General features: G+C 63.6%; 24 protein-coding genes. 21 read left to right on the plus strand and 3 right to left on the minus strand.

Features of this window, described 5'->3' with window-relative positions:
- Positions 1 to 6: 6 nt before the first annotated feature.
- The 5 genes from ORI27_RS06755 (at position 7) to ORI27_RS06775 (ending at position 5,126) form a co-directional block, all read left to right on the plus strand.
- Positions 7 to 1,140: a phosphotransferase gene (locus tag ORI27_RS06755; protein ID WP_265995875.1), complete on the plus strand. Its 1,134-nt coding sequence runs from the start codon at positions 7 to 9 to the stop codon at positions 1,138 to 1,140.
- A gap of 2 nt (positions 1,141 to 1,142) precedes the next feature.
- Entirely contained in the window at positions 1,143 to 2,228 is a 1,086-nt protein-coding gene (locus ORI27_RS06760) for a DUF7065 domain-containing protein (protein ID WP_265995874.1), read from the plus strand.
- A 167-nt stretch (positions 2,229 to 2,395) separates the two neighbouring features.
- Positions 2,396 to 3,463 (plus strand): cytochrome P450, encoded by a 1,068-nt coding sequence (locus ORI27_RS06765; protein WP_265995872.1) that lies wholly within the window; start codon positions 2,396 to 2,398, stop codon positions 3,461 to 3,463.
- Complete coding sequence (locus ORI27_RS06770; RefSeq protein WP_265995871.1) at positions 3,456 to 4,202, plus strand: hypothetical protein; 747 nt, start codon at positions 3,456 to 3,458, stop codon at positions 4,200 to 4,202. The genes ORI27_RS06765 and ORI27_RS06770 overlap by 8 nt, the downstream gene beginning before the upstream one ends.
- A gap of 180 nt (positions 4,203 to 4,382) precedes the next feature.
- Positions 4,383 to 5,126, plus strand: coding sequence for a hypothetical protein (locus ORI27_RS06775; protein ID WP_265995870.1), 744 nt, complete (start codon positions 4,383 to 4,385; stop codon positions 5,124 to 5,126).
- Positions 5,127 to 5,185: 59 nt separating this feature from the next.
- Here ORI27_RS06775 and ORI27_RS06780 read toward each other — a convergent pair whose 3' ends face one another.
- Positions 5,186 to 5,767 (minus strand): TetR/AcrR family transcriptional regulator, encoded by a 582-nt coding sequence (locus ORI27_RS06780; protein ID WP_265995869.1) that lies wholly within the window; start codon positions 5,765 to 5,767, stop codon positions 5,186 to 5,188.
- Between the two features lie 94 nt (positions 5,768 to 5,861).
- Here ORI27_RS06780 and ORI27_RS06785 point away from each other — a divergent pair, with 94 nt between their 5' ends.
- The 13 genes from ORI27_RS06785 to ORI27_RS06845 all read left to right on the plus strand — a co-directional run bounded on the left by ORI27_RS06785 (position 5,862) and on the right by ORI27_RS06845 (position 19,069).
- A complete protein-coding gene (locus tag ORI27_RS06785; RefSeq protein ID WP_265995868.1) occupies positions 5,862 to 6,968 on the plus strand; it encodes a TIGR03857 family LLM class F420-dependent oxidoreductase in 1,107 nt (368 codons plus the stop codon).
- Complete coding sequence (locus ORI27_RS06790) at positions 6,965 to 8,209, plus strand: cytochrome P450 (RefSeq protein WP_265995867.1); 1,245 nt, start codon at positions 6,965 to 6,967, stop codon at positions 8,207 to 8,209. Before ORI27_RS06785 ends, ORI27_RS06790 begins: the two co-directional genes overlap by 4 nt.
- The gene (locus ORI27_RS06795) at positions 8,206 to 9,174 is read left to right on the plus strand and encodes a hypothetical protein (RefSeq protein WP_265995866.1); all 969 of its coding nucleotides are present in this window, start codon (positions 8,206 to 8,208) and stop codon (positions 9,172 to 9,174) included. The genes ORI27_RS06790 and ORI27_RS06795 overlap by 4 nt, the downstream gene beginning before the upstream one ends.
- Entirely contained in the window at positions 9,171 to 10,781 is a 1,611-nt protein-coding gene (locus ORI27_RS32995) for a PEP-utilizing enzyme (RefSeq protein ID WP_323055569.1), read from the plus strand. The genes ORI27_RS06795 and ORI27_RS32995 overlap by 4 nt, the downstream gene beginning before the upstream one ends.
- 24 nt (positions 10,782 to 10,805) lie before the next feature.
- Positions 10,806 to 11,543 carry a hypothetical protein gene (locus ORI27_RS06805; protein WP_265995865.1) on the plus strand — a complete coding sequence of 246 codons (738 nt, stop codon included), beginning with the start codon at positions 10,806 to 10,808 and terminating at the stop codon, positions 11,541 to 11,543.
- Positions 11,540 to 12,262 carry a hypothetical protein gene (locus tag ORI27_RS06810; protein ID WP_265995863.1) on the plus strand — a complete coding sequence of 241 codons (723 nt, stop codon included), beginning with the start codon at positions 11,540 to 11,542 and terminating at the stop codon, positions 12,260 to 12,262. Before ORI27_RS06805 ends, ORI27_RS06810 begins: the two co-directional genes overlap by 4 nt.
- Complete coding sequence (locus ORI27_RS06815) at positions 12,247 to 13,851, plus strand: pyruvate, phosphate dikinase (RefSeq protein ID WP_265996051.1); 1,605 nt, start codon at positions 12,247 to 12,249, stop codon at positions 13,849 to 13,851. Before ORI27_RS06810 ends, ORI27_RS06815 begins: the two co-directional genes overlap by 16 nt.
- Positions 13,844 to 14,449, plus strand: coding sequence for a MarR family transcriptional regulator (locus tag ORI27_RS06820; RefSeq protein WP_265995862.1), 606 nt, complete (start codon positions 13,844 to 13,846; stop codon positions 14,447 to 14,449). Before ORI27_RS06815 ends, ORI27_RS06820 begins: the two co-directional genes overlap by 8 nt.
- Before the next feature lie 3 nt (positions 14,450 to 14,452).
- On the plus strand, positions 14,453 to 14,665 hold the full coding sequence (locus ORI27_RS06825) for a ferredoxin (RefSeq protein ID WP_265995861.1): 213 nt from the start codon (positions 14,453 to 14,455) through the stop codon (positions 14,663 to 14,665).
- On the plus strand, positions 14,662 to 15,930 hold the full coding sequence (locus ORI27_RS06830; protein ID WP_265995860.1) for a cytochrome P450: 1,269 nt from the start codon (positions 14,662 to 14,664) through the stop codon (positions 15,928 to 15,930). Before ORI27_RS06825 ends, ORI27_RS06830 begins: the two co-directional genes overlap by 4 nt.
- A gap of 65 nt (positions 15,931 to 15,995) precedes the next feature.
- Positions 15,996 to 17,057: a spirocyclase AveC family protein gene (locus ORI27_RS06835; RefSeq protein WP_265995859.1), complete on the plus strand. Its 1,062-nt coding sequence runs from the start codon at positions 15,996 to 15,998 to the stop codon at positions 17,055 to 17,057.
- Complete coding sequence (locus ORI27_RS06840; RefSeq protein WP_265995858.1) at positions 17,058 to 17,675, plus strand: TetR/AcrR family transcriptional regulator; 618 nt, start codon at positions 17,058 to 17,060, stop codon at positions 17,673 to 17,675.
- Entirely contained in the window at positions 17,672 to 19,069 is a 1,398-nt protein-coding gene (locus ORI27_RS06845; protein ID WP_265995857.1) for a protoporphyrinogen/coproporphyrinogen oxidase, read from the plus strand. The genes ORI27_RS06840 and ORI27_RS06845 overlap by 4 nt, the downstream gene beginning before the upstream one ends.
- On the opposite strand, the gene ORI27_RS06850 is transcribed toward ORI27_RS06845, so the two are convergent.
- Entirely contained in the window at positions 19,066 to 19,440 is a 375-nt protein-coding gene (locus ORI27_RS06850; RefSeq protein WP_265995856.1) for a hypothetical protein, read from the minus strand. The two genes, ORI27_RS06845 and ORI27_RS06850, sit on opposite strands and share 4 nt — an antisense overlap.
- Positions 19,437 to 20,198, minus strand: a complete 762-nt coding sequence (locus ORI27_RS06855; RefSeq protein ID WP_265995855.1) for a hypothetical protein — start codon at positions 20,196 to 20,198, stop codon at positions 19,437 to 19,439. Before ORI27_RS06855 ends, ORI27_RS06850 begins: the two co-directional genes overlap by 4 nt.
- Before the next feature lie 266 nt (positions 20,199 to 20,464).
- Here ORI27_RS06855 and ORI27_RS06860 point away from each other — a divergent pair, with 266 nt between their 5' ends.
- Genes ORI27_RS06860 through ORI27_RS06870 form a run of 3 tightly spaced genes read left to right on the plus strand, consistent with a single transcriptional unit; the run spans position 20,465 to position 23,686 of the window.
- Positions 20,465 to 20,869: an SCP2 sterol-binding domain-containing protein gene (locus tag ORI27_RS06860; RefSeq protein ID WP_265995853.1), complete on the plus strand. Its 405-nt coding sequence runs from the start codon at positions 20,465 to 20,467 to the stop codon at positions 20,867 to 20,869.
- A 4-nt stretch (positions 20,870 to 20,873) separates the two neighbouring features.
- Entirely contained in the window at positions 20,874 to 22,418 is a 1,545-nt protein-coding gene (locus ORI27_RS06865) for an acyl-CoA synthetase (protein WP_265995852.1), read from the plus strand.
- The gene (locus tag ORI27_RS06870; RefSeq protein ID WP_265995850.1) at positions 22,415 to 23,686 is read left to right on the plus strand and encodes a cytochrome P450; all 1,272 of its coding nucleotides are present in this window, start codon (positions 22,415 to 22,417) and stop codon (positions 23,684 to 23,686) included. The genes ORI27_RS06865 and ORI27_RS06870 overlap by 4 nt, the downstream gene beginning before the upstream one ends.
- Positions 23,687 to 23,692: the final 6 nt, after the last annotated feature.

The following is a 23,692-nucleotide window of genomic DNA, read 5'->3' on the forward strand; positions in this document are numbered from 1 at the left end:
TACCCGATGAGCAACGCCGCTTCATCCGTCACGGCCAAGGGCCGCAACGGAAATCCGATACCGTCGATCGTTGATTCGGTCGACCGGATGACATTGGATTGGTTCCGGGCCGTCCTTGGTGACGCGGGACTGTTGGCCGACGCCGATCTCGCCGCCGTTGACGTCGAGCCGGTGGAAGGGGGGATCATCGCCCGGATGGTGCGGGCCCGACTGACCTATACCGGGCCGACCGAAGCGCCCGAATCGGTGGTGGTGAAGTTTCCCAGTGATGACCCCGGCAGTCGCGGTCTTGCCGTGGCGATGGGCATGTACGAACTGGAGACCCTCTTCTATCGCGACATCGCTCCGTTGATCCCAGGCCTGGGCGTGGCCAAGTGCTACTCGGCCCGACTCTCCGAGAATGCGGAAACGTTCAACCTGGTCCTGGAGGATCTGGGTGCCGAGATGCGGGCCGGCAACGTACTCGAGACCGCAACGCTGTCCGAATGTTCCACGGCACTAGGAGAACTCGTCAAGTTTCAGGCTCCGCTGTGGAACAATGCCGCGTTGGCACGATTGGACTGGCTCGCCGATCCGCGACGCACCATCGGCGTCTTCGACTCGTTGCCGGCTGGCCTCGAGCCCTTCCTGAACCGCTTCGGCGACCATCTGGACCCTTCACATGTCAGCCTGTTCGAATCCGTGGTGCCGCGTGCCGGTGAGTGGGTACGCAGCTGGAAGGCGCCGACCGTCGTACAGCACGGGGACTTTCGCAGTGACAACCTGATGTTCGCCACCGACCCACAGTCCGACAGGACTGCCGTCGTCGACTTCCAGACCGTGCGGTTGGGACCGCCCGGTCTGGACCCCGCGTACTACCTGGGCTCGTCGTTGCCCACCGCCGAACGCCGAGCGGCTGAGCGCGAACTGATCGCTGAATACCATGAACGCCTAACCTTTTCGGGTGTCGAGGGCTACGACTTCGACTCGTGTTGGGCCGCCTACCGTGAAGGCGCGATGTACGGGGTGTTGCTCTTCGTGGGCATGGCGAGTCAGGTGGAGTCCAGTGAGCAGGCGGATCGAATCATCGTTGACCAGATACGTCGCTATGCCGATATGGCGCTGGACTTGGACGCCCCGCAAGCTGCAGGGTTGGTGTGACGATGGGGTGGACCGACAAGATCGACATTGCCGACGAGTACTTCCACGAGCGCAGCGCTGATCCGTACTGGAGTGAGAACAGTTTGTTCGGGTTCACCGTTCCGGAGCGGAATCTCTGCGGCTTCATTTACTTCTACTTCCGGCCGAATATGAACCTGGTGGTGGCTGGCCCCGCGGTGTGGGACCACACCGGCGAGGATGTTTACAACTGTCTTTACTACGGCTGGGATCAGCATCTGGCAATACCGGACGGCGCGCAGATGTATGACTTCGAGCTGTCGAACTCGTTGACCTGTCACATGATCGAGCCGCAGCAGGAGTACCGGCTGGGTTATGACCGCCACGGTGTGAAGTTCGACCTCACCTGGACGGCCACCGCGGAGCCGCACTATATGAAACTTTCCAGCGACGGGGATGAGGATCCGGGAATCAAGAACTGGGTCAAGAAGGAGGGAGATTTCTCGGTCGGGCACTATGAGCACGCGGGTTGGATCAAGGGCACGCTTGAAATCGCCGGAGAGACGATCAACATCGATTGCGGCGGCCTGCGCGACCGAGGCTGGGGTCCGCGTCATGCCGACGTCTCCGATCCACTGCGGGCCGGCTGGCCCTACGTCTTCGCGTCCCCGCAGAGCGGTTGGCATCTCTACGACCCTCAAACGTCGCTGGGGTTCGACGACGATCCGATCGAGGGGACGACCGAGACCGTCACCACCGGCTTCTACATCCGCGATGGAATCAAGGCGCGGGTGGTCGGGGGCACGCGGAAAGCTGAACGCGGGCGTGATGGACGGGTAGTCACGCAGATCATCGACTGCGTGGATGAACTGGGCCGAGAGCTGCATGCTGTCGGCCAAACGATGAACTGGCTGAAGTGGCCGATCAACAGCGACATTCTGAATTGGTGGTCGCTGGTGCGGTGGGAGTACGACGGCCAGGTGGCGTACGGCGAGGACCAGGACTTCATGAGCTTCCGGCACTACCGCAAGTACTGGAAGAAGCTCTTGGCCGATGATCCCGGTCTCTTGCATTGCTTTCCGGATTCGCCCGACTACCCTCCGTACACCCGATCCGAGGTACAACCGTGACCGACCGAACCGACACACAGCCGTCCATGATGGAGGTATTCCGCAGCACGTGGGATACCTGCCCGCTGTTCGGGCCACTGCGCGAGCACGCACCGGTGCTGCACGTTCCCGAGCTCGACGCCTGGGTGATCAGCAGGTATGACGACGTACTGGCGATCGTCAAGGACATGGACCGGTTCGGCTGCATGCCGGACGATCTGGTCGGTGAGGTGCCCGAGGAGCTGAAGCAGCTTCTGCCTCATGGCTATGCGCCCTGGCAGCCTGCCTTGATCAATACCGACCCGCCGGAACACACCCGCATCCGCAAGCTGGCGGCCAAACCGCTGACGCCAGCCGCGGTGAAACAACACGAAGAGGTGATCCGCGCCGCAGCCAATTCTCTCGTCGACGGATTTGTCGGTGACGGCCGAGCTGATCTGGTGGGGGAGTTCGCCACTCCGATGCCCATCGATGTGCTGATCAAGATCCTGGGTGTGCCCGCCGAGGACAGGCAGAAGTTTCGCGATTGGACCCTGGGCATCACCGAACTGTTCGTCCCATCGATCTCGGACGCCCGGCGTCTGGAGCTGGCACGCGATCAGGTCGGCTTCAACGAATACCTGCTAGACGCCATTGCACGGCGACGGGCCGAGCCCCAGGCCGACCTGATCAGTGGCTTGATCCTCGCCCAGGAACAAAGCGAGAAGAGTCTCACCGACCGTGAGATCCTCGGTGTGGTTGGTCAATTGGTCATTGCCGGGTTCGAGACCAGCGCCGGCGGGATCAGCTTCACTTTGTACAAACTCAGCCAGGATCGCGACCTGCTGGAGCGGGTCAGAAATGATCTGAGTCTGGTACCGAAGGTGGTGGAGGAGTCGCTGCGCCGGCTCACGCCCGCTCGGGGAATTGTGCGGCGTGTGAAAGAGGACGTCGAGATTCATGGGCACCGGATTCCCAAGGGCGCGAATATCTTCGCATTGGTCCAATCCGCCAACAATGACGACAGCGTCTTCGTCTGTCCCGAGCGGTTCGATATCGATCGCGCACCGGCCGAAATGCGTAAGAGTATGCACTTCGGCACCGGGCCCCACACCTGCATCGGCATCAACGTCGCACGCCTCGACATGAAAGTCGCGATCGAAACGGCGATCACGCGTCTGCCCAACCTGCGGCTGGTCGGCGGTCAGGAGATCCGGGTGCAGGACGGGATGATTTTTCATCGACCCGAGCGTCTCGAATTCGCGTGGGATGCCTAGCGTGGACAGGCGAATACAGCTGATTTGTCTGTATAGCGGTTACGCGTTCTTCGTTGTTTATCTCGTCGGAATTGTTGTCATTGCTGGCTTCATTCCACCGCCTGCTCCGAGCTGGAGTTCAGATGTCGTCGGTGCTTTCTTCAACGAGCGTCGCGGCCGGATCCTGGTCGGAATGTCTGTCTGCGCATTTGCCTCCGCGCTTTATCTGCCTTGGGGCGTGGCGGTCCTCGGCCAGATGTTGCGCATGGAGAAATCGGGATTCCCTGCCCTTAGCGCCGTGCAGGCCATTTCGGCGGGACTGGGTGGGGTCTTCTTCGCGATCTCACCTATCGTGTGGTTGGCCATCGCCTACCGATCCCGACACACCGGAGAGGCGGTAGGGATTCTCAACGATTTCGCGTGGATCTCGTGGATTGTCAGCTGGCCGTTCTTCTTTGTGCAAGCCGCAGCCCTCGGTTTGTGCGTGTTGCTGTATCGCGGCTCGGTGATCCCACGCTGGGTCGGCTACCTCAGTGTGTGGTTTGGGCTCAGCATGTTTCCTGCGAGCGCGATTGTTTTCTTCTATGACGGACCGCTGGCGTGGAACGGTGTCTTTGGTCTTTATCTGCCTCTGGCAGTCTTCGCGGTTTGGTACAACGTCGTGACGTTCTACCTGCTGAAGGCGATCAAAGGTGAGGCGACCCTGCCGGAGATGCGGTGCGTCGCCGACGGGGACAGCCCAGCCGTCTCCGGTGCTTAAGAGTTGTTAAAAAGTGAGGCCAGGATGCCTGTTTCTTGGCCGCTGGTCGCGAGAATCACCTGTTGGGCGAGCAGTCTCCGCGGCGGCCTTGTTTTTAACAGAGATTCGATTAACATGCCCGATGAGGGTAGTGCGCTTTGGACTGAGCGCAGAGGTCGACATGCCGATCCAGGAGGCCCGGTGACGACGACGGACGCGTATATTTCGGCGGCTCGGCAGCCGAGCACGAAAACGGACTTCACGCTACTGCGGGCCGCGCTGTGGTCTGTGTGCTTCTACTGCGGGCTCGGGCTGCTGGGCTTTGCGGTGTTCGCCGGCTTCTGGCCACCGCCGGGCGAGGATCTCGACGCCGCCGGCATCACCCAGTACTTCCAAACCCACGGCACCGCAATCAGAATCGGTATGGTGCTGATGGTCGTCGGCGCGCCGTGCTACTACACGTGGAGCGTGGCTCTGTCGAAGATCATCAGCCGCATGGAAGGCCCGATGGGGCCGTTGTCGATGACCGAACTGGTCGGCGGTTTGATGACGGCGTTGGTGACCGCGGTACCCGCCGTCGTCTGGCAGACCGCGACCTTTCGTTCCGAAGGGCGCTCGCCGGAGACCATGCAGACGCTCTACGACTTCGGCTGGCTCTTTTTCGACCTGACCTTCATGTTCTCGTTCCTGCAGAGCGTGGCCCTGGGCATCGCGATCCTGATCGACCGTCGCAGCGAACCGCTGTTCCCGCGCTGGGTCGCATACGTGTGCTTCTTGACCGCTGCGGTCTACATTCCGCTGAGTCTGGTGCCCTTCGTTCGAACCGGACCCTTCGCCTGGCACGGGGTGCTCAACTTCTGGGCCGTATTCGTGATGTTCTTTGTCCTCATCGCGGTGCTGACGCCGTACGCATTTCGCGCGCTGCGCCGACTCGAGCAGGAGTAAGTCTCAAACTCGCCGAACCTCTTGTGATCGTGCAAAAGTGCGAGAACCGGTGTCGGCAACTACAGGCTGGGCGAACCGAGTTCTTCACGCAGCGAGCGCATTATCATCTCGAGGCCGACGTCGAAGGAGTCTGGCGGGGCGGCTCGGTTCGGCTGCTGCGGGCGTAACCGGTTGAGCATGGTGTAACCGAGGGTGTAGCTCGTCAGCGACCGCAGGACGTCAGCGCTTCGGCCGCGGGTGAGCCCCGCCTTCTGCAGTGTCGCGATCAGGCTCTGGCGGAATTCGTCGAGTCGCAGGGTGTCCGATTCGGCGATGATGAGGTCGACGACGCCGGGATGGCGATTGAGGATCTGGTGCAGGTCCCGCATCGCTGCGCCGATCTGTTTGTCCGAGGACAAATTCGGGTCGAGATCATTGGCCAGCGGGGTCATCGCATACTCGACCATCGACGAGAGCAGTTCCGCCTTGTCCTCGAAATAGTGGTATGGCGTCATCGCGCTGATGCCCATCCGCTCGGCGAGTTTGCGCAGGTTCAGTGCGCTCAGCCCCTCACCATCGATGAGGTCGAGGGCGGCCTCGATGACAATCTCGCGGCTCAGCGTCGGCTTCCGGCCGCGGCGAGGTTGGTCCTGAACCACCATCAAGGAATTCCTTTACAAACGTAAAAACAGCGCCTAGATTTCTTACAAGCGTAAGGATAGCCCAATGGTGGGCTAGGCATCGAACGGAGACCGCATGTCCGAAGGTGAACACGTCGATGTCGTCGACGATCTGAGCGCATACGTCATCTCGGGTGCAGTGAGTGCGGTGCAGGGCGACGTCGATTACGAGTCCGATATGCGCACCCCGGCCCAAGGCATCGACGACGTCGTCGAAGCCGAGCGACTGGGCTTCCGCGCGGCGTTTCTGTCGGAGCGGTGGGACATCAAGCAGGCCGACGTCATCCTCTCCGGGGCCGCGGCCCGCACATCGCGGATCGAGGTCGGAACGGCGATGGTGTGCCCGCCGACCCGTCAGCCGTGGTTGATGGCGGCGCTCGCGGCGACCATGCAGGCTTGTTACGGTCCGCGGTTCACCCTCGGGCTGGGGCGCGGCACCGATGCGATTTGGCACGGCATGGGGCTTCGGATGCCGACCTTCGCCGAGATGGCCGACTATGTCGACATCTTGCGTCGGCTCTGGCGCGGCGAGACGGTCTCCTACGATGGTCCGGTCGGCCGATTCCCGTCGCTGGCCTTCTCCGAGATCGTGCCCGGACCCCCGCCGCCGGTCTGGTTCGGCACGTTCGCACGCAAGAAGGGTGCGGAACTGCTCGCATCATCCTTCGACGGGGTCCTGCTGCCGCCGGTGCTCACCCCGGAGGCCACCGCCAAGGCCGTCGAACGAATCCGCTTGGCGTGCGAGCGCGTCGACCGGGATCCGGCTGAGATCCGGATCTGCCAGGCAGTCATCACCGCACCCGACCTCGACGACATCGAGACCCGATCGCTGGCCCACGGCCGGGCGGTCGGCTACCTGCAATACCCCGGCTACGGCGAGACCCTGGTCGAGGAAAACGGCTGGGACGTCTCGGTGGTCCACGAGTTGCGGGCGCATCGGCAGCTGGCCGCCAACGAGAAGGTCGCCGATCGACTCTTCCATCGCCACCAGTTACTCGAACCTGCGAAAATCGTCCCCGACGAGTGGATGATCGACACATGCGCCATCGGGACGGTCGATGAGTGTGTCACCTCGCTGCAGCGGTTCCGCGACGCTGGTGCAGACGAAATCGCCACCTATGGAAGCACTCCCGCGCAAAACGCAAAGTTGATCGAAGCCTGGAAAACTCGGAGCATCGCATGACCACCGCTGAAAACGACTACGTGTTCAACCCTCTTGACCCGGAACTGGCCGTCGACCCCTTCCCGATCCTGGCGCGGCTTCGCGCGGTTGATCCGGTCTTCCACGCCGAAGGGCTCGGCGCCTACGTTGTCACCGGACACGATGCCGCACGAGAGGTCTTGGCGCGCAAGGACGGCGACGTGCGCTGGGAACAGTTCCAGCGGATGCGTCACGGCGACGATGTGGTGAACCAGCCGTACTTCACAATCATGGCCGACAGCGTCTTGATGAAAGCCGGCGAGGATCACCGCCGGGTCCGCCAAACCTTTCAACGCAACTTCCGTCCGGGCTTGGTCGACAGCCTGCGGCCCGCGATCACCGAACGCGCTCACCAACTGATCGACGCCTTCGTCGATCCCTCGGGCGGGCCCGGTCAGGTTGAACTGATGGCGGCGTTCGCGTCGCCGTTACCGCTGTCGGCGATCAGCCAGCTGCTACGGGTGCCCCAGGAAGACGAGGCCGACATCCACCAGTGGATGCACGGCTTCAAGCTGGCCGTCCAGATGCTGCCCCTTGACGCGAAACAACTGAAAGTCGCCAACGATTCGATGTCCGCCCTGGACACCTATTTCCGGGGATTGGTGGCACGGCGGCGAAACGAGTCGGTGGACGACCTGGTCAACAAGATGATCGCCGACACCGACAACGGCACCCTGACCGAAGACGAGCTGATCGCCAACCTGTGGAGCATCTACGTCGGAGGGCACGACACCAGCGCCCTGTCCATCTGCAACGCCATGGTGACGCTGCTGCGCAACCCCGACCAACTGCGAGCGTTGCAGAACGACATGTCGCTGCTTCCCAACGCCGTTCAGGAGATCCTGCGCCACATCGGAACCGTGCACGGCACCCACCGGCTATTGACTGAGGACATCGAGCTGGGGGGCCACCACATCCCGGCCGATACCCCGATCATGGTGTACCTATCGGCGGCTAACCACGACGAAAGCTGGTGCCCGCACGCCGAACAGTTCGACATCACCCGCGACGTTCCCCCGGATCACCTCGCGTTCGGCCACGGACCTCACAAGTGCCCAGGCCAGCACATGGCGCGCGCGGTGATCGGCATCGGCGTGGAGGCGCTGCTGAGCCGACTGCACGGTCTGCGTCTGGAAGAACTCGAATGGGACACCGACGCCCTGCTGTTCCGCGGCCCAACCAAGCTGGTGTTGGCCTGGGACGAGAGCCGGTCGCAGGCATGAGCGCCACCAGTGCTCCGACCGGCCTGAGCCCGGAGTCGGAATTCCCGATCCAGTCCTACCCCGATATCCCGCTGTGGACCGAGAACTACTGCTTCGTCGCCTACGACCCCACGACCCAGATCGGAGTGTGGACGCATCTGGGCCGGGCGCCGTTCGACCCGACGTTGTGGCGGGAGCTCTCATTCGTCTACCTGCCCGACGGCCAACGGCTGGTCAATAAGGGTTACGGCCGCTGCGAAACACCGCGTGGGCCCGGCGGAGCCACGATGTCCTTTCAATGCCTCGACCCCTTCCGATCGTGGCGAATGAGCCGCGACGGCGGGTCCATCCGAACCACGGTGGACCAGCTCTACAACGGCATGGCCGGCGACCGGCGCCACGAACGGCTCGGCTTTGACCTGACCCTGGACTGCCTTGGCGCCGTGTGGGATTGGGGTGAGGTGGAGGACGCCCACCAATGGGGGAAGCTGCACTACGAGCAACTGGTCACCGTACGCGGCACCATCACGGTGGGCGGGGAGCAGATCGCGTTCGACGGACAGGGTCTGCGTGACCACACCAGCGGGCCGCGCGACTTCACGGTCTTCTCCAGCCACATCTGGTCCTGGGCCAACTTTCCCAGCGGCCGCGGCTTCATCCTGCTGCAACTGGTGGTCGACGGGCAACTCCTCACCCGCGCGGTCCTGCAGGAGGACGGCGTGTTGACGGCAGTGCAGATGCACAACTCGCCGGTACTGACCCATCGCGCCCAACACGCCGATCCCTACGAGCTCGAACTGGGCGAGCACCGTATTCGCGCAGAGATCCTGCATCCCTTTCCGAATGGTTTCGACGGTCCCAACGACATCTGCGTCGGCTATGACCCCGAGGTCACCGCGACGGCGAACTTTGAAAATCTGTCGCGGTTCGACTGGGACGGGGAGATCGGGTACGGGCACACCGAACGATCGATCAGGCTCGCGTGACCGAGTACACGATCGACGCGTGGGATCCCCTGCATCAGCCGGGTGGATCCGAGACGCACTGGTCGACCGTCAATGTCGGTGAGGCGGTGCCTGGCGTCGCCACCCCGTTGGGCTGGTCGATCTGGTCGGATATCGGTGACATGATGTGCCGCGACCTGTCCTATGCGCTCGGGGTGTTCGGTCGCGAGGAGCATAAGCAGCCGCCTCCGGGGCCGGACCGGATCATTACCGTCTTCTTCGGGCGCATTGCCATGCGGACCGAGTGGCTGGCTGCTGTGGGAGACCGAATGCCCGGTACCACAGGAAAAGTCGCGATCACCGGCATGCTGGGTGAGGCGCCGGCGACGATGACGTTCGCCCCCACCATGCGGCGCTACCCGGTCATCGCCCACCGGCTCCCGCGCGCCGCACTGGGAATGCCGGGCAAAGTGCGCCGACTGGCACCGCAGATCGATGCCTGGTGGCGTGCCGAGATACCGCGGGTCGCCCATGCCGATCTGGCCCGTGCGGTTGCCACGTTTGAGGAGGCCGGCCGCCGTTTCTCCACCGCGATGACCCTGCACGGAATCGCGTTGTTCGCGGCGATCACGCCATTGATCAACGCGCTGACATCGCTGGTGGCGCGCACCGGGGTCGGCGACGTCGGTGTGCTGTCCGGGGTCGGCGGCGCGGAACTTCGGATGGTCGACGACATCTGGAAAGCATCGCGGGGTGACCTCACACTGGATGAGGTGGTAGCCAGCCATGGCTTCCATGGCCCGCTGGAAGGGGAGATCTCAGCGCGGGTGTGGCGCGAGGACCCGACTCCGCTGGCGGCGGTCATCGAACGGTATGCCGCCACCGACGACAGCGCCAGTCCACTTGCGCGGGAACGCGCAGCACGCGACCGGTTACCGAAGATGCAGGCCGAGCTGCTGGCCGAATTGCCGGCACCGGCTCGCCCTGCGGTCAAACTACTGCTTAACCATGCCGCGCGCACCATCCCGCTGCGCGGCGTCGGAAAGGTGTCGTTCCTCCAGGCACTGGACGTGGCGCGAGCGGCTGCCCGCCGGGTCGGCGAGCATCTCGCCGACGGCCGCGTTCTGGATGACCCAGAGGACGTGTTCTATCTGACCGTCGAGGAGATCGTCGGGGGAGTGCCGGTAGGCGCGCGCGAGCTGGTGGCGCTCCGCCGGGAACGACGCGTGCAGTATCAGCAGCTCGAACTGCCGACCTGGTGGCGCGGGACGCCGGAGCCGACCGTCGTCGTCGACGATCAACCAGACGCGACCGACGATGCACTGCTGATCGGGATCGGGGCCGGCAGCGGGACCGTCGAGGGACGGGTGCGCGTGGTGCATGACCCCGCCGTCGTCGAGGTCGAACCTGGCGAGGTGTTGGTTGCGCCGACCACGGACCCCAGTTGGGCGTCGATCATGTTCGTGGCCTCGGCGCTGGTGGTCGATATCGGCAGCGTCCTCAGCCACGCCGCGGTGGTGGCGCGCGAGCTCGGGTTGCCGTGTGTGGTCAACACCGGCAACGGAACTCGGATGCTGCGCGACGGCGACCTGGTGCGGGTGGACGGGTCCGCCGGCACTGTCCAGTTGCTCGAGCGGGCCGAGAACTAGCACCTCGACGAGGAGGTATCACCGATGGACACCACCGCTCAGCGGTTGTGTGCGTGGAGCGGAATCGCATGTATCGCTGTATTTTTCGTCGGGTTCTGGTTGGTCGCGGGGTTCATCCCGCCACCGGCGCCGACCCTGTCCGGTGAACAACTCGCGCAGCTGTTCACCGAGGACGCCGTGCGTATCCGGCTGGGCATGATCATCTCGCTGCTTGCCTCGGCGCTACTGGCGTCCTGGAGCGCGGCGATCACCGCGCAGATGATGCGGATGAAGCGGCGGGTTGCCGCGCTCGCCTACACCAACCTCGCCGTCGGGGCACTGTTCGTGCTGGAGTTCATCATCTCCCTGATCATCTGGGAATCCATGACGTTCAGGCCGCGCGATCCGCAGGTGCTGCTGGCGATGAACGACACCGCATGGCTGCTGTTCGTCGCGATCACGTCGACTCCGATCCTGCAGACGCTGTCCATCGGCACCGCGATCTTCCTCGACTCCGCCGGTAACCCGAACCCGGTGCTGCCACGCTGGGCGGGCTACCTGAACTTCTGGGTGGCGATGCTGTTCCTGCCCGGCTCGATCACCGTGTTCTTCCATACCGGCCCCTTTGCCTGGAACGGGCTCCTGGTCTGGTACCTGGCATTGACCGCATTCGCCGTCTGGATGGTGGTCATGTCAATCCTGGTGCTGCGGGCCATCGCGGCCGAGGACGCTGCGCAGAACCCGACTGCGGCTGAACAGATTCGCAAGGAGCGTGCGCGATGAACTACCGCAATCAGGTGGTCTGCGCGTGGTGCGGGCCGATCATGACGCTGATGTTCTTCATCGGTCTGTTGCCCTTGGCGCACTTCATCTGGCCTCCCGCACCATCGGAGAATGCCGCACAGATCGCGGCCTTCCTCCAAGAGGGCACCGTCGCCAAACGGCTGGGCGTGTTCATCGCGATGGTCGGAACCGGGCTGCTGGCGCCCTTTTACGCGGTCGTCTCCAACCAGATGCGGCGTATCGAAGGGGTTTCGCGCACCTTGGTGTACGGCCAGCTTGCGGCGGCGGCTTGCACGACGCTGGAGATCATCCTGCCCTTGATGCTCTGGCAGGGCATCCTCTACCGACCCGATCGCGATCCGGCGATCACCCAGGCATTGAATGACGTGGCCTGGCTGACGTTCATCGGAACCACGACGACGGTGCTGGTCCAGAACGCCATCATCGGCGTGGCGGTCCTCCAAGACACCAGTGCCACACCTGTGTACCCACGCTGGTATGCCTACCTGAATTTCTTTGCGGTGCTGGGAGTGTTCCCGGCCGGCCTGGTGGTGTTCTTCAAGGAGGGGCCACTGGCCTGGAATGGGATCATCGTCTGGGGAATCGGCGTGGCGATCTTCTTCATCTGGATCTGCGTCACGGCCTACCTGGTGATAGCCGCCGCCGGCCGGGAGCGCGACGTCGACATGGTGGGAGGTGCGGCATTAGTTCCGTCGTAAGACTCAACGGCCAGGCCGGGTTGCCCCGCAACCTCCTAGGCAACAAGGGGTATGGCATCGATTCCATGCGGCGCCAAGGGCTGCCGGTACCGCCGGCATTCTGTATCACCACCGATGTGTGCGGCCGGTTCCTCACCGAGCCGGAACGCTGTCTCGACGATGTCTGGGGTGACGTACGCGAGCAGATGCGCTGGCTGCAGGACGAGACCTCACGCACCTTCGGTAAGGGACCGCGACCGCTGTTGGTCAGCGTCCGAAGCGGGGCGGCCCAGTCGATGCCCGGGATGATGGACACCGTGCTCGACCTCGGCATCGACGACTCCGTCGAAGATGCGCTCGCAGACACCGCGAACCGGGAGTTCGCGCGTGACACCCGCACCCGCTTCACCCAGATGTACCGCCGCATCGTGCTGGGCGGAGATGAACTCGCCGAGGTGCCGGACGATCCGTGGGTGCAATTGCGCGGCGCGATCAAGGCAGTGTTCGCGTCGTGGAACAGTCCCCGTGCCCAGCACTACCGCACCCACCACGGTCTGGATGACGCGGCCGGAACGGCGGTGATCGTGCAGGCCATGGTGTTCGGAAACCTGGCCCACGACTCCGGCACCGGGGTCCTGTTCTCACGCAACCCCATAACCGGCGCCAACACGCCGTTTGGCGAGTGGCTCGCCCGGGGACAGGGCGAAGACGTCGTGTCCGGCAGCGTCGACGTCCAACCCATCGCCGCACTGCAAGCCGAGCAACCGGCGATCTACGACGAGTTGATCGCCACCGCGCGAATGTTGGAGCGCATCGCCACCGACGTGCAGGACATCGAATTCACCGTTGAAGAGGGAAAGTTGTGGCTGCTGCAGACTCGCTCGGCCAAGCGCTCGGCGCAAGCCGCGGTACGCCTGGCCTTGCAGTTGCGCGATGAGGGATTGATCGACGACGCGCAGACCCTGCGCCGGGTGACCCCGGTGCACATCGACGCTCTGCTCGCACCGTCACTGCAACCCGAAACACGACTAGCGGCACCACTTCTGGCGCAGGGCCTGCCGTCATGCCCCGGTGTGGCATCGGGAAGGGTCTACACCGACGTCGACGACGCGCTCGACGCCGCCGATGCGGGGGAGGACGTCGTCCTGGCTCGCACCGCGACCAGCCCCGACGACGTACAGGGCATGATCGCCGCCCGCGCCATCGTCACCGAGATTGGTGGAGCCACATCGCATGCGGCGGTGGTGAGCCGCGAGATCGGCACTCCGGCGGTGGTCGGATGCGGCACCGGTGTGGTCGCCGCCCTAACCGGAAAACTGGTCACGGTGGACGGAGACGAAGGGGAGGTGCGTGAAGGCGTGCTCGAACGCACCGCCTGGTCGGAAACCGACTCACCCGACCTGGTCGAACTCGCCGAAATCGCCTGCCGGATCAGCCCGATCCGCGCCCATAGCGGTGGCGATTTCGTCGTGTTGTCGGACTCCTCGGTGGAGGTCGTAGCCGACGCGTTGGCCGCCGGACACACGGACGTCGTCTCGGCCCATCCGCTGATCACCATGCTGGTCGCGCTGAGCCTCGACGATCGCAAGAGAGGGAAACTCAATGTCTGAGTTGACGGTATTGCAGGCTGTACGACTCAAAGGCCGGGTCAGCGAAGCGGATCTGCTTGCCACGCTCGGCGAATGCGAGGCCGATGTGGCGGCGATCGTGGCGCAATTGACCGCAGCCGGGATGCTCATGGAAGGGAAACCAGTTCGCATCACCCCCGAAGGGCGTGAGCGGCTCAACACCCTGCTGACTCACGAGCGATCAGGAGTCGACCAGACCGCACTTGCACAGACCTACGGCGAATTCCGCACTGTCAATGGTGAATTCAAGGCTGTGGTGGCGGCCTGGCAGCTCAAGGACGGCCAACCCAATATGCACGACGATGCCGACTATGACGCCGCGATCTTTGACCGCCTCGACATCGTCCACCGGCGGGTCTCACCCATTCTCGGCGCGGTCGCCTCCCTGTTACCGCGCCTTGGTGGCTATGGCGACAAGCTCGACTCAGCCCTTGCCAAGGTCAAGGCCGGCGATACCACATGGTTCACCCGACCGATCATCGACTCGTACCACACCGTGTGGTTCGAACTCCACGAAGAACTGATTGCCGCCTCGGGCCTCACCCGCGAAGACGAGGCCAGAGCCGGACACGCGGACTAAGCGATGGACTATCGCGTTGAGGTGGACCAGCTTCGGTGCGGCGGTCATGGCGAGTGCATTCTAGCGGCACCCGAGATATTCGGGTTCGTCGGTGACGGCGACGTTGTCTCGGTGCTCGTCTTGACGGCTTCCGGCGACGAATACCAGGCAGCGCGCGCTGCCGAATCTCGATGCCCGAACTCGGCGATCGCCGTCCGCGAGGGGACGACCCGATGACGTCGAGCAGGAGTGCCCCGGCCATCCCTGATCTGCTGTCGGCGGAGAATCTCGCGAATCCGTGGCCCGGCTATCAGATCCTGCGTGATCACTACCCGGTCTTCTGGCACGAGCCCAGCCAGAGCTGGGTGGTCAGCCGCTATGAACACATCAAGCCACTGGTCAAAGATCCACGGCTGACCCATGAATACCTCCAGGACATCCTCGGTGTCTTCCTGGGCGACGCTCCGGTGATGGTGGCGATGGAGGGCCGACAGCATGCCTCACGGCGCAAGCTGGTCGGGCCCTTTCTGAATGGCAAGGGGCTCGACGCGGTCGCCGCGACGATCGAACGGCAGGCCCGAATGGCGCTGGAACCGATTTTCCACCGCGAACGCGCCGCGGTCGCAGCGGGTTTGCGAGATCGCGGCAGGATCGACTTCGTCACGGAGTTCTCGAAGGTGTTTCCGGTCTCGGTGATGTGCGATCTGATGGCCTTGCCGCCCGAGGATCACGGCAAGTTCGAGGACTGGTACAACGCGTTCATTCTGTGCCTTGGGAACATTCAGGGCGACCCCGCGCTGTACGAGAATGGCATGCGGGCCAAGCGTGAATTCGGTGAGTACATGCTGCCGCTGATCGCCTCGCGCCGAGCAGGCGACGGCGACGATCTGATCTCCGTGCTGTGCCGGTCGGAACCCGACGGTCGCGGCGTGCCGATGACGGATGAGGAGATCCGCACCATGGCTGCGCTGATGCTGCTCGGGGGAGCCGAGAACACCGATCATCAGCTCGCCCAACTCGTTCACACCCTGGTTGAACACCCCGAACAGCTCCGGGCTCTCCAGGAAGACCGCAGCCTGGTGCCTGCCGCGATCGCCGAAGGGCTGCGCTTCAACGGGATCGTGCAGTTCATCCAGAGGCTGGCGGTCGAGGACGTCGCCATCGACGGGGTCACCATTCCGAAAGGCGCCATGGTGACGTTGTTCTTCGCCTCCGGTAACCGCGATCCACGTCGGTTCGCCAACCCCGACACCTTCGACATGTTCCGCACCGACAACGACGTGGCCAAGGCGTTCGGGGGCAATGCCGAACACCTCGGCTTTGGTGGTGGACCCCATGTGTGCCTCGGCATGCAGACGACGAAACTCGAACTGGAAATCGCGTTGAACCTGCTGCTGGACAACACCTCGGACCTGCGCTTGGCCGATGGTTACCAACCCCGCTGGACGGGCGTGCTGTCCAGGGCGCTGTCCACTCTCGAGCTCACGTTCAGATGCCGGTGAAGCGGTAGCTGATTTTCACCGTTGGAACTCGGAACAAAAATCGTTCCAGGTGTTACGGTGCGTCCGTGACGAGTGGCGCCAACACCGTGGCCGAACCGGCAGTTGCCCGGGCGGCCGGTCAACGGCCATCCGGCACCGTGTGGGTATGGGCGTGTGGTGGCGCCGTGCTGGTGGTCCTGGCCATCACATGCTGGGCCAGATGGCTGGCCTCGCCGCAGGCGACGCCGGTCGATCCCGGCCCCGACCCGTACGACTTCGGCTGGGTGATCCGCCTGACCGAGGTAGTCAGCCTGTCGGTGTTCGCCGTGCTGCTCTGGTATACCCTGCTGCGCCCCGCCTACCGTTGGCGCACCGTCACGTTGGACGGAAAGCTGTTCCTCGGTGGTCTTTTCGCCTCGGTGCTCGACGTGCTGTGCCAGATGTTCAATCCCACCTGGGCGATGAACGCGCATTCTCTGAACCTGGGCACCTGGGCTGACAAATTTCCCGGATTCGCCGCTCCGCAGGGCGAGCGTTGGGCCTGGAGCCTGGGGTGGTGCATGCCCGCCTACATATGGCTGGGTGTCGGGGCGGCCATCGTCGGCTGTGCCTACCTTGACCTGCTGCGCAAGCGGCTCCCAAGGGTCAGTACCGTCGCGCTGTACGTGATCGTCCTCGTGACATTCATGGTGCTGTTCGGGTGTTTGGCGACCACCTGGAATCGCACCGGCGTCTACACCTATGTGTCGTCGCCCAACGCGCTCACGCTGTGGGCGGACACGACCCACCGGCTCCCGGTCACCGAATTGCTGTTCATCTCGGCCTACTGTCTGATGTTCACCTGGCTGCGGGATTCGCGCGACGTGAATGGACGTTGCGCGGTGGATCGTGACGTCGATGCGATGACGATGGGGCCGAGGTTCAAGGCGCTCATGTCCACGCTCGCGGTCATCGGATGGGCCGGCTTCACCACCCTGGTGGCCTATCAGATTCCCAACGACTGGATCTCCATGACCGGCGGCCGGGACAGCATTCCCGCGTTGCCCTCCTACCAGCAGGGCAGCATGTACTGCGGTCAGCCGGGAAAGCCGCTCTGCCCCAACCAATACCTCGACCAACTCCAACACACGTACGGGGGCAGCGGTTAAATGGCTGCCATGCTCGCTGAGATCGACGACCCCGCCCTGCTCGCCCGCGTCGTGGCAGCAGCCCGCCGCTGCTTCGCCCGCTACGGGGTCGACCGGACCACGATGCACGACATCGCCAAAGAAGCCGGCATCGGCCGCACCGGCGTCTACCGACTAGGACTGACCCGCCCACAGCTCACCGAAGCCGCGATCGTCGGCAGGTTGCAAGAGCTGGGCGAAGGAATCAGACCGATCGCCGACCGCGATGCCCCGTTCGCGGAGTTAGTGATCGACACGTCGATCGCCACTGTCGACGCCGCACGCTCCGACCCCGAACTGCACCACCTGCTCGACACCACCACCACGGTGTCGCTGCACCGCCTGATCACCGGGCACGACTCCGCGATGCAGGCCATCGTTGCCGACCTCCTCGGGCCCATGCTGCGGCGCGGGCGTGAGCAAGGTGAGTTGCGGGCGGACGTCACCGACGAGCGGGTCGTCGAATGGCTGCGCGGCGTCTACTTGATGCTGATGCTGCGAGAGGACCTCGACGCCGACGCCGAACGCGCGATGGTGGCCGACTTCGTCCTCTCCTCACTCGTCGCTAATCCGAAGCCGAAGAAGGGATCACGAAGATGACCGCGACCGAACGCCGTGCCGTGCCCGCCGACGCCGGACCCGTCTTCATCGTCGGAGCCGGCCCGTCCGGATTGACGGCGGCGTATCGCCTTCGCGAACAAGGAATTCCGACCGTCATCCTGGAGAAGCGTGACCGCACCGGCGGTATGATCCACACCCATCGGGAGCAGGGCTACCTCATGGAGGAAGGCGCGACGATCCTGCCGAGCGCCTACGAGCCGGTGGTCAAACTCGCGCACGAAATCGGCAGCGGGCCGGATCTGATCCCGGCCGGGTCGATCATCGGTTTCGCCCGCGACAATGTGATCCACAACCTGCGCTCGGACCATCTGTTCTCCGACATCCTCAAGACGCCACTGGTATCGCTGAAATCGAAGGCGCTGATGACTCGATTCGGAGTCGACGCCACCCGGGCAAGCAAGCTGCTCAACTACGAAGACCTCTCCCGGGCCTCGGCATTCGACACCATGACGCCGCGGGAGTACTGCTCGATCCACCTCGGCCTGTCCGGTGAGGTCTATGACTACGTGATCAACTCGACGGTGCGCGGGGTCCTCGGTGTTCGAGGTGACGCGATCTCCAACCTCGAGCTGTTCTTCATGCTCTACAACATCCTCGGCAGCAAGCTGTACGCGTTCCGTGATGGCTATTCGACGTATATCGACCGACTGTCAACGGGATTAGAGATCCGGCTGTCCGCCACCGTCCACGAGATCAGGGAGACGCCCGACGGAGTCACGGTGACGTGGACCGATTCGCAAGGGGAGTGCCACACCGACAGCGGCTCGGGCGCGGTGCTGAGCGCTCGTGGCGACACGATCCCGGATCTGGCCCCCGAACGGTTCGATGCATTTTCCGAGCAGTTCTTGCGTGGCCTGCGCTACACCAAGTGTGTGGTCATGAACACCGGGGTCACCCGCAAGCCGAAGGGCATCATCGCGTCGGTGATCAACATTCCCGAGCCGGTCGACCCCGACATCATGGGATTCACCTGCGAACACAACAAAGCGCCCGGACGTGCGCCGGAAGGGCATGGCCTGCTGGACATCCTGACCATGACCGAGTTCGCTGAAAAGATCATCGACGAAGACGACGACACGATTCGCCACAAGATCCTGAGCCGGATGGAGAAGGTGATCCCCGGCCTGACCGACACCGTGGACTACACCCGCATCGCGCGCTGGAACGAGGTCATCGTCTACAGCCGGCCGGGCCTATACAAAGACCTGGGCCAGTTCCAGGCCCGGCAGGCGGCGGTCAGGTCGCGGATACGGCTGGCCGGCGTATTCCGATCGTCGTCGAATATGTGCACCGCAACAGTGGCCGGCGAGAACGCGGCAGCTGAATTGGCTGACCTGCTGCGCATCCCGCCGCGGCGCCTCGCGGCGGTTTAGGTTCGCGCTGACCGCGTGCTGGATTTGACGTCGGCGATCGCTTTGACGCTCAGTGTCAAACAGGCCAGCGACGCCGCTGAGAACAGGGCCGCGCTCATCGAGGAGATCTTGTCGTTGCGCCGGGCGACCGCCACGGCAGCGATATCGGCCAGATCGCAGCCGGCCGCGATTGCGAGCAGTTTTCCGCGTGCGGGGCCGGCGGTGACCAAAGGTCCTGCGGCCAGCGCGAAATCGCGGGTGCCGCCGAGCCGTAGGTACAGCGCGGCGCTGACGTCATTGGACGCGTCGATCCCGAACAGCTTTCCAGCAGTGATCGGCATGAACCATCCGCTGGCGCCGATGGCCGTCCGGGCGGTCGATAGGATGTTCATTGCGGACACGGAATCTCCTCCAGGTCTTCGTCAGCCTCTTGCTTGATGGCACGCAACAAGAACACGGTCATCACCAGGTACCAGGTGCCGAAAACCGCTGCCGGAATCCAGAACCCGATCACGCCGGTCCAGGCGAACGGCCCGGACTTGAAGAACAGAATCATGCTCGCCGGTAGCAGCAACACCGCGACCCACACGTTGTAGTAGCCCAACCAGCGCGGAAATACGGGTTGCGGTCGCCGGTCGGCGAACACTGCCATCGCCAGGGCGCCAAGCTGTCCGATGAGCGGCGGCCACGGCAGGATCAACATCTCGTAGGACAAGTCGTTGACGAGCTGAGTCAGTTCAGCGGCGCGTTCGGGCCGGAAAACGTTGCCGGCAAACAGCAGAATCGGGATGATCAGCACGACGGTGACGATCAGTCCGGAGGCGAACTGCAGGATAGCCAGGATCGGCGTCCGCAGTTCGGTGCGGCGCATCTGCATGCTGATCGCCAGGGCGAACGGCAGCGTCAGGAAAGCGCCCGCCATCGCGATGATCAACCCGGCGCGGTGCAGGGTGGGGTTCGTGTTGTAGATCGCGGCGACTTCCGCGGCCGTGTCGGTGGCCGGAATCAAGGGGATGAAACCGCCGAGCAGGCCCCAGCCGCCGAACAGGCACAGCACGAACACCGGGCCGCACCACGTGCAGAACACTTGGATCCGGCGAGACTTCTCGACGTCGAAGCGCTGGTCCCCGGCGGCCGTAGCGGTACTCATCGAGGACGACCCTACCGCCGTGGTGAATAACAATTCAAGAGTGAATGATAGTTCATCAACGCCTGTGCCGAACCGCCGCGACGGGGGAGTGGCTGGCATCTATGCGGTGCGGCGACGGCGACTGCACCCGTGCTGCGCACGACCCGATGCGGGGTGCCCGTAAGTTGACTCATGGAGTCCTGGATGTGACGATGCACATACCTGAGTCCGTCGATGTTGTAGTCTTTCAGGTACAGTTTTGAATCGAAAATAAATTAAGGAGAACGATGGGGTTCACCGACTCTGCCGAGGTGGCGAAGTACATCGGCGGCATCTTCGAGGCCGCATTCGACGACCCTGAGATCGGCCCGAAGCTGGTGGCGACCGGGCTGGTGGTGGCGTTCGACTTCACCGATCCGAAGGCTGTCGTCGTCATCGATATGGCGAACAAGTCGACCCGCGAGGGCGTGGCGGGCGGTACCCCACCGTCGGCCACCATGTTCATGACGGCAGACACCGGCAATGCCTATTGGCAAGGCAAAGTGAACCTGCCGCTCGCGATGGCCAAGAAGAAAATCACCGTCGAGGGCAATGTGGCCAGCCTGCTCAAGCTCGCACCGCTGGGCAAGAAGCTCTATCCGACCTACATCGCTCGTCTTCAGAACGACGGCCGCACCGACCTGATCGTCTAGCGTCATGTATCCGGGAACCCACGCCGCCACCGACCCCAACCGGCCCGCGGTGATCATGGCCGGCACCGGCCGAACCCTGAGTTACGGCGAGCTCGACGAGCGCTCGGCACGGGTGGCGTCGGCATTGCGCGGGTTGGGGTTGCAGCCTGGCGACGTCATCGCAGTGCTCAGTGATAACGCGGCCGAGGTATTCGAAATCTACTGGGCCGCTATGAGATCGGGGCTGTACATCACCCCGGTCAATCGGCACCTGACCCCGTCGGAAGTCGCGCACATCCTGGCTGACAGCGGAGCGCAGGTGCTGTTCGCCTCGGCAGCCCTGGATGAATTGGCCGGCAGCGCCGCGGCTGCGGTCCCGGACCTGCACCGCCGCTATGTGTTTGGTGGGGCCATCGGCGGTTTCGACTCGTATCGTGAACTGTACGAGACTGCAGACCGGATATCGCTGGACGATCAGCCGCGCGGTTCGGAGATGCTGTACTCGTCGGGTACGACCGGGCACCCCAAAGGGATCAAACTGGCGCTGCCTGCGGTCTCGGTCGACGAGCCTGGCGCAGACCTGATCGCCATGATGCTCCAGCACGTCTTCGCCGTCACCAGCGCCGACGTCTACCTCTCGCCGGCTCCGATCTACCATGCGGCGCCACTGAAGTGGTCGGCCGCGATACACGCCATCGGTGGCACCGTCGTCATGATGGAGAAGTTCGACCCGGCTGCCGCGCTGGCAACTATCGAGCGATACCGGGTGACCGTCACCCAGATGGTCCCCACGATGTTCGTCCGCCTCCTGCAGCTGCCTGAGGGACAGCGGGCACGCTATGACATCTCTTCACTGCGGTTGGCCGTGCATGCCGGCGCGCCCTGCCCACCTGATGTCAAGGACGCCATGATCGCTTGGTGGGGACCGATTTTCACTGAGTACTACGGGGCTACCGAGAGCCACGGCACCACCGTCATGACGAGCGCCGAATGGGAGCACAAGCGCGGATCAGTGGGCAAGGCCGTGCTCGGGGTCGCGCACATCTGCGATGACGATGGCCTCGAGCTTCCGGCCGGGCAGGTTGGGCTGGTCTATTTCGAGCGCGACCAACCCTCGTTCAGTTACCACAACGACCCGGACAAGACGGCAGGGTCCCGGCACCCGGCTCACCAGAACTGGGCCACCGTCGGCGATATGGGCTATCTCGACGAAGACGGATATCTGTACCTGACCGACCGCAAGTCGTTCATGATCATCTCCGGCGGTGTCAACATCTACCCCCAAGAGGTCGAGAACGTTCTGGCGTTGCATCCCAAGATCTTCGACGCCGCCGTCATTGGCATACCGGATACCGAGATGGGCGAACAGGTCAAGGCCGTCGTGCAGCTCAGGAACGGAATCAGCCCGTCAGACGAACTGGCGGCAGAGATCATCGACTATGTCCGACAACGCCTTGCGCACTTCAAGGCGCCGCGTTCGGTCGATTTCATCGACGAGCTGCCGCGCTCGGAGACAGGAAAACTCGTGAAACGAACCTTGAAAGCCCGCTACGTGGAGGCATCAGCATGAGCGTGGAAACCGCATCAACGACCGGAACCGGACGGCCGCCCTATGATCCGGTGAACATCTCCTCGGTGGAGTTCTGGGCGCAGAGCTTCGACGAGCGGGAGAAAGCGTTCAAGATCCTGCGGGACGAGCGCCCGATCAGCTGGCACCGCCCCATGGAGGGCTCGATGATGGAGCCGGAGATCGACGGTATCTGGGTGGTCACCCGACACGAGGATCTCTGTTACGTCAGCAAGAATCCCGAGATCTTCTGCTCGGGGCAGGGCATCACCTCCGAAGCGGTGCCAGAGGAGATGCTGGACGCCACCCAGTCGTTCCTGGGCATGGACGGTGCCGCCCACTCGAGTCTGCGTCGACTGGTCAGTTCGGTCTTCACTCCACGTCAGGTCGCCAAGATCAAGGACCAGATCGAATTCCAGGCGAAGAGCATCGTCGACGACCTGCTCAAGACGAAGGAGGGAGACTTCGTCGAGCAGGTTTCCAAGCGGCTGCCGATGTGGACTATCTACGACATGCTCGGCCTTCCCGAAGAGCAGCGTGACGAAGCGGCTCAGTTGGCCGAGGGCATGGTGGCCTGGGCCGACCCCGATGTCGCCGCCGGGCGAGAACCCGGCGAGGTGCTCACCGACTCCCTGGTCGGTCTGCTCGAAATCGGGATGGGCCTGGCTCAGGCGCGCCGGGAGAAGCCCGAGAACGACCTGATGACCTCGCTGGTCCAGGCGGAGGTGGATGGCCGACGGCTCACCGACGACGAACTCGGCCCGTACTTCGTTCTGCTGTCGGTGGCCGGTAACGACACCACCAAGACCACGACCACGTTCACCACCATCGCGCTGGACCGGTTCCCCGAGCAGAAGGCGCTGCTGCGCAACGACTTCGACGGGCTCATCAAGCCCGCGATGGAGGAGTTTGTTCGGTGGACCACTCCCGTGATGACGTTCCGGCGCACCGCGACCCAGGACACTGAGCTGCACGGCCAGCACATCCGCAAAGGCGACTGGGTGACGATCATCTACTCGTCGGCCAACCGCGACGAGCGGGTGTTCACCAATCCATACGAGTTCGATATCACCCGGACACCCAACAACCACGTCGGGTTCGGCGGCGGTGGTCCGCATTACTGCATGGGTGCGTTCATGGCGAAGATGCAGCTGGAATCGCTCTTTCGGGAGCTGATTTTCCGGGCTCCGAACCTGCGAGTCGGCGAGCCCGAGTATCTGACCGGCAACTTCATCACCGCGGTCAAACACCTGCCCTACACCCTGGATTAGGAGAGA

Source organism: Mycobacterium pinniadriaticum, from assembly GCF_026242045.1.
Classification (GTDB): Bacteria; Actinomycetota; Actinomycetes; order Mycobacteriales; family Mycobacteriaceae; genus Mycobacterium; species Mycobacterium pinniadriaticum.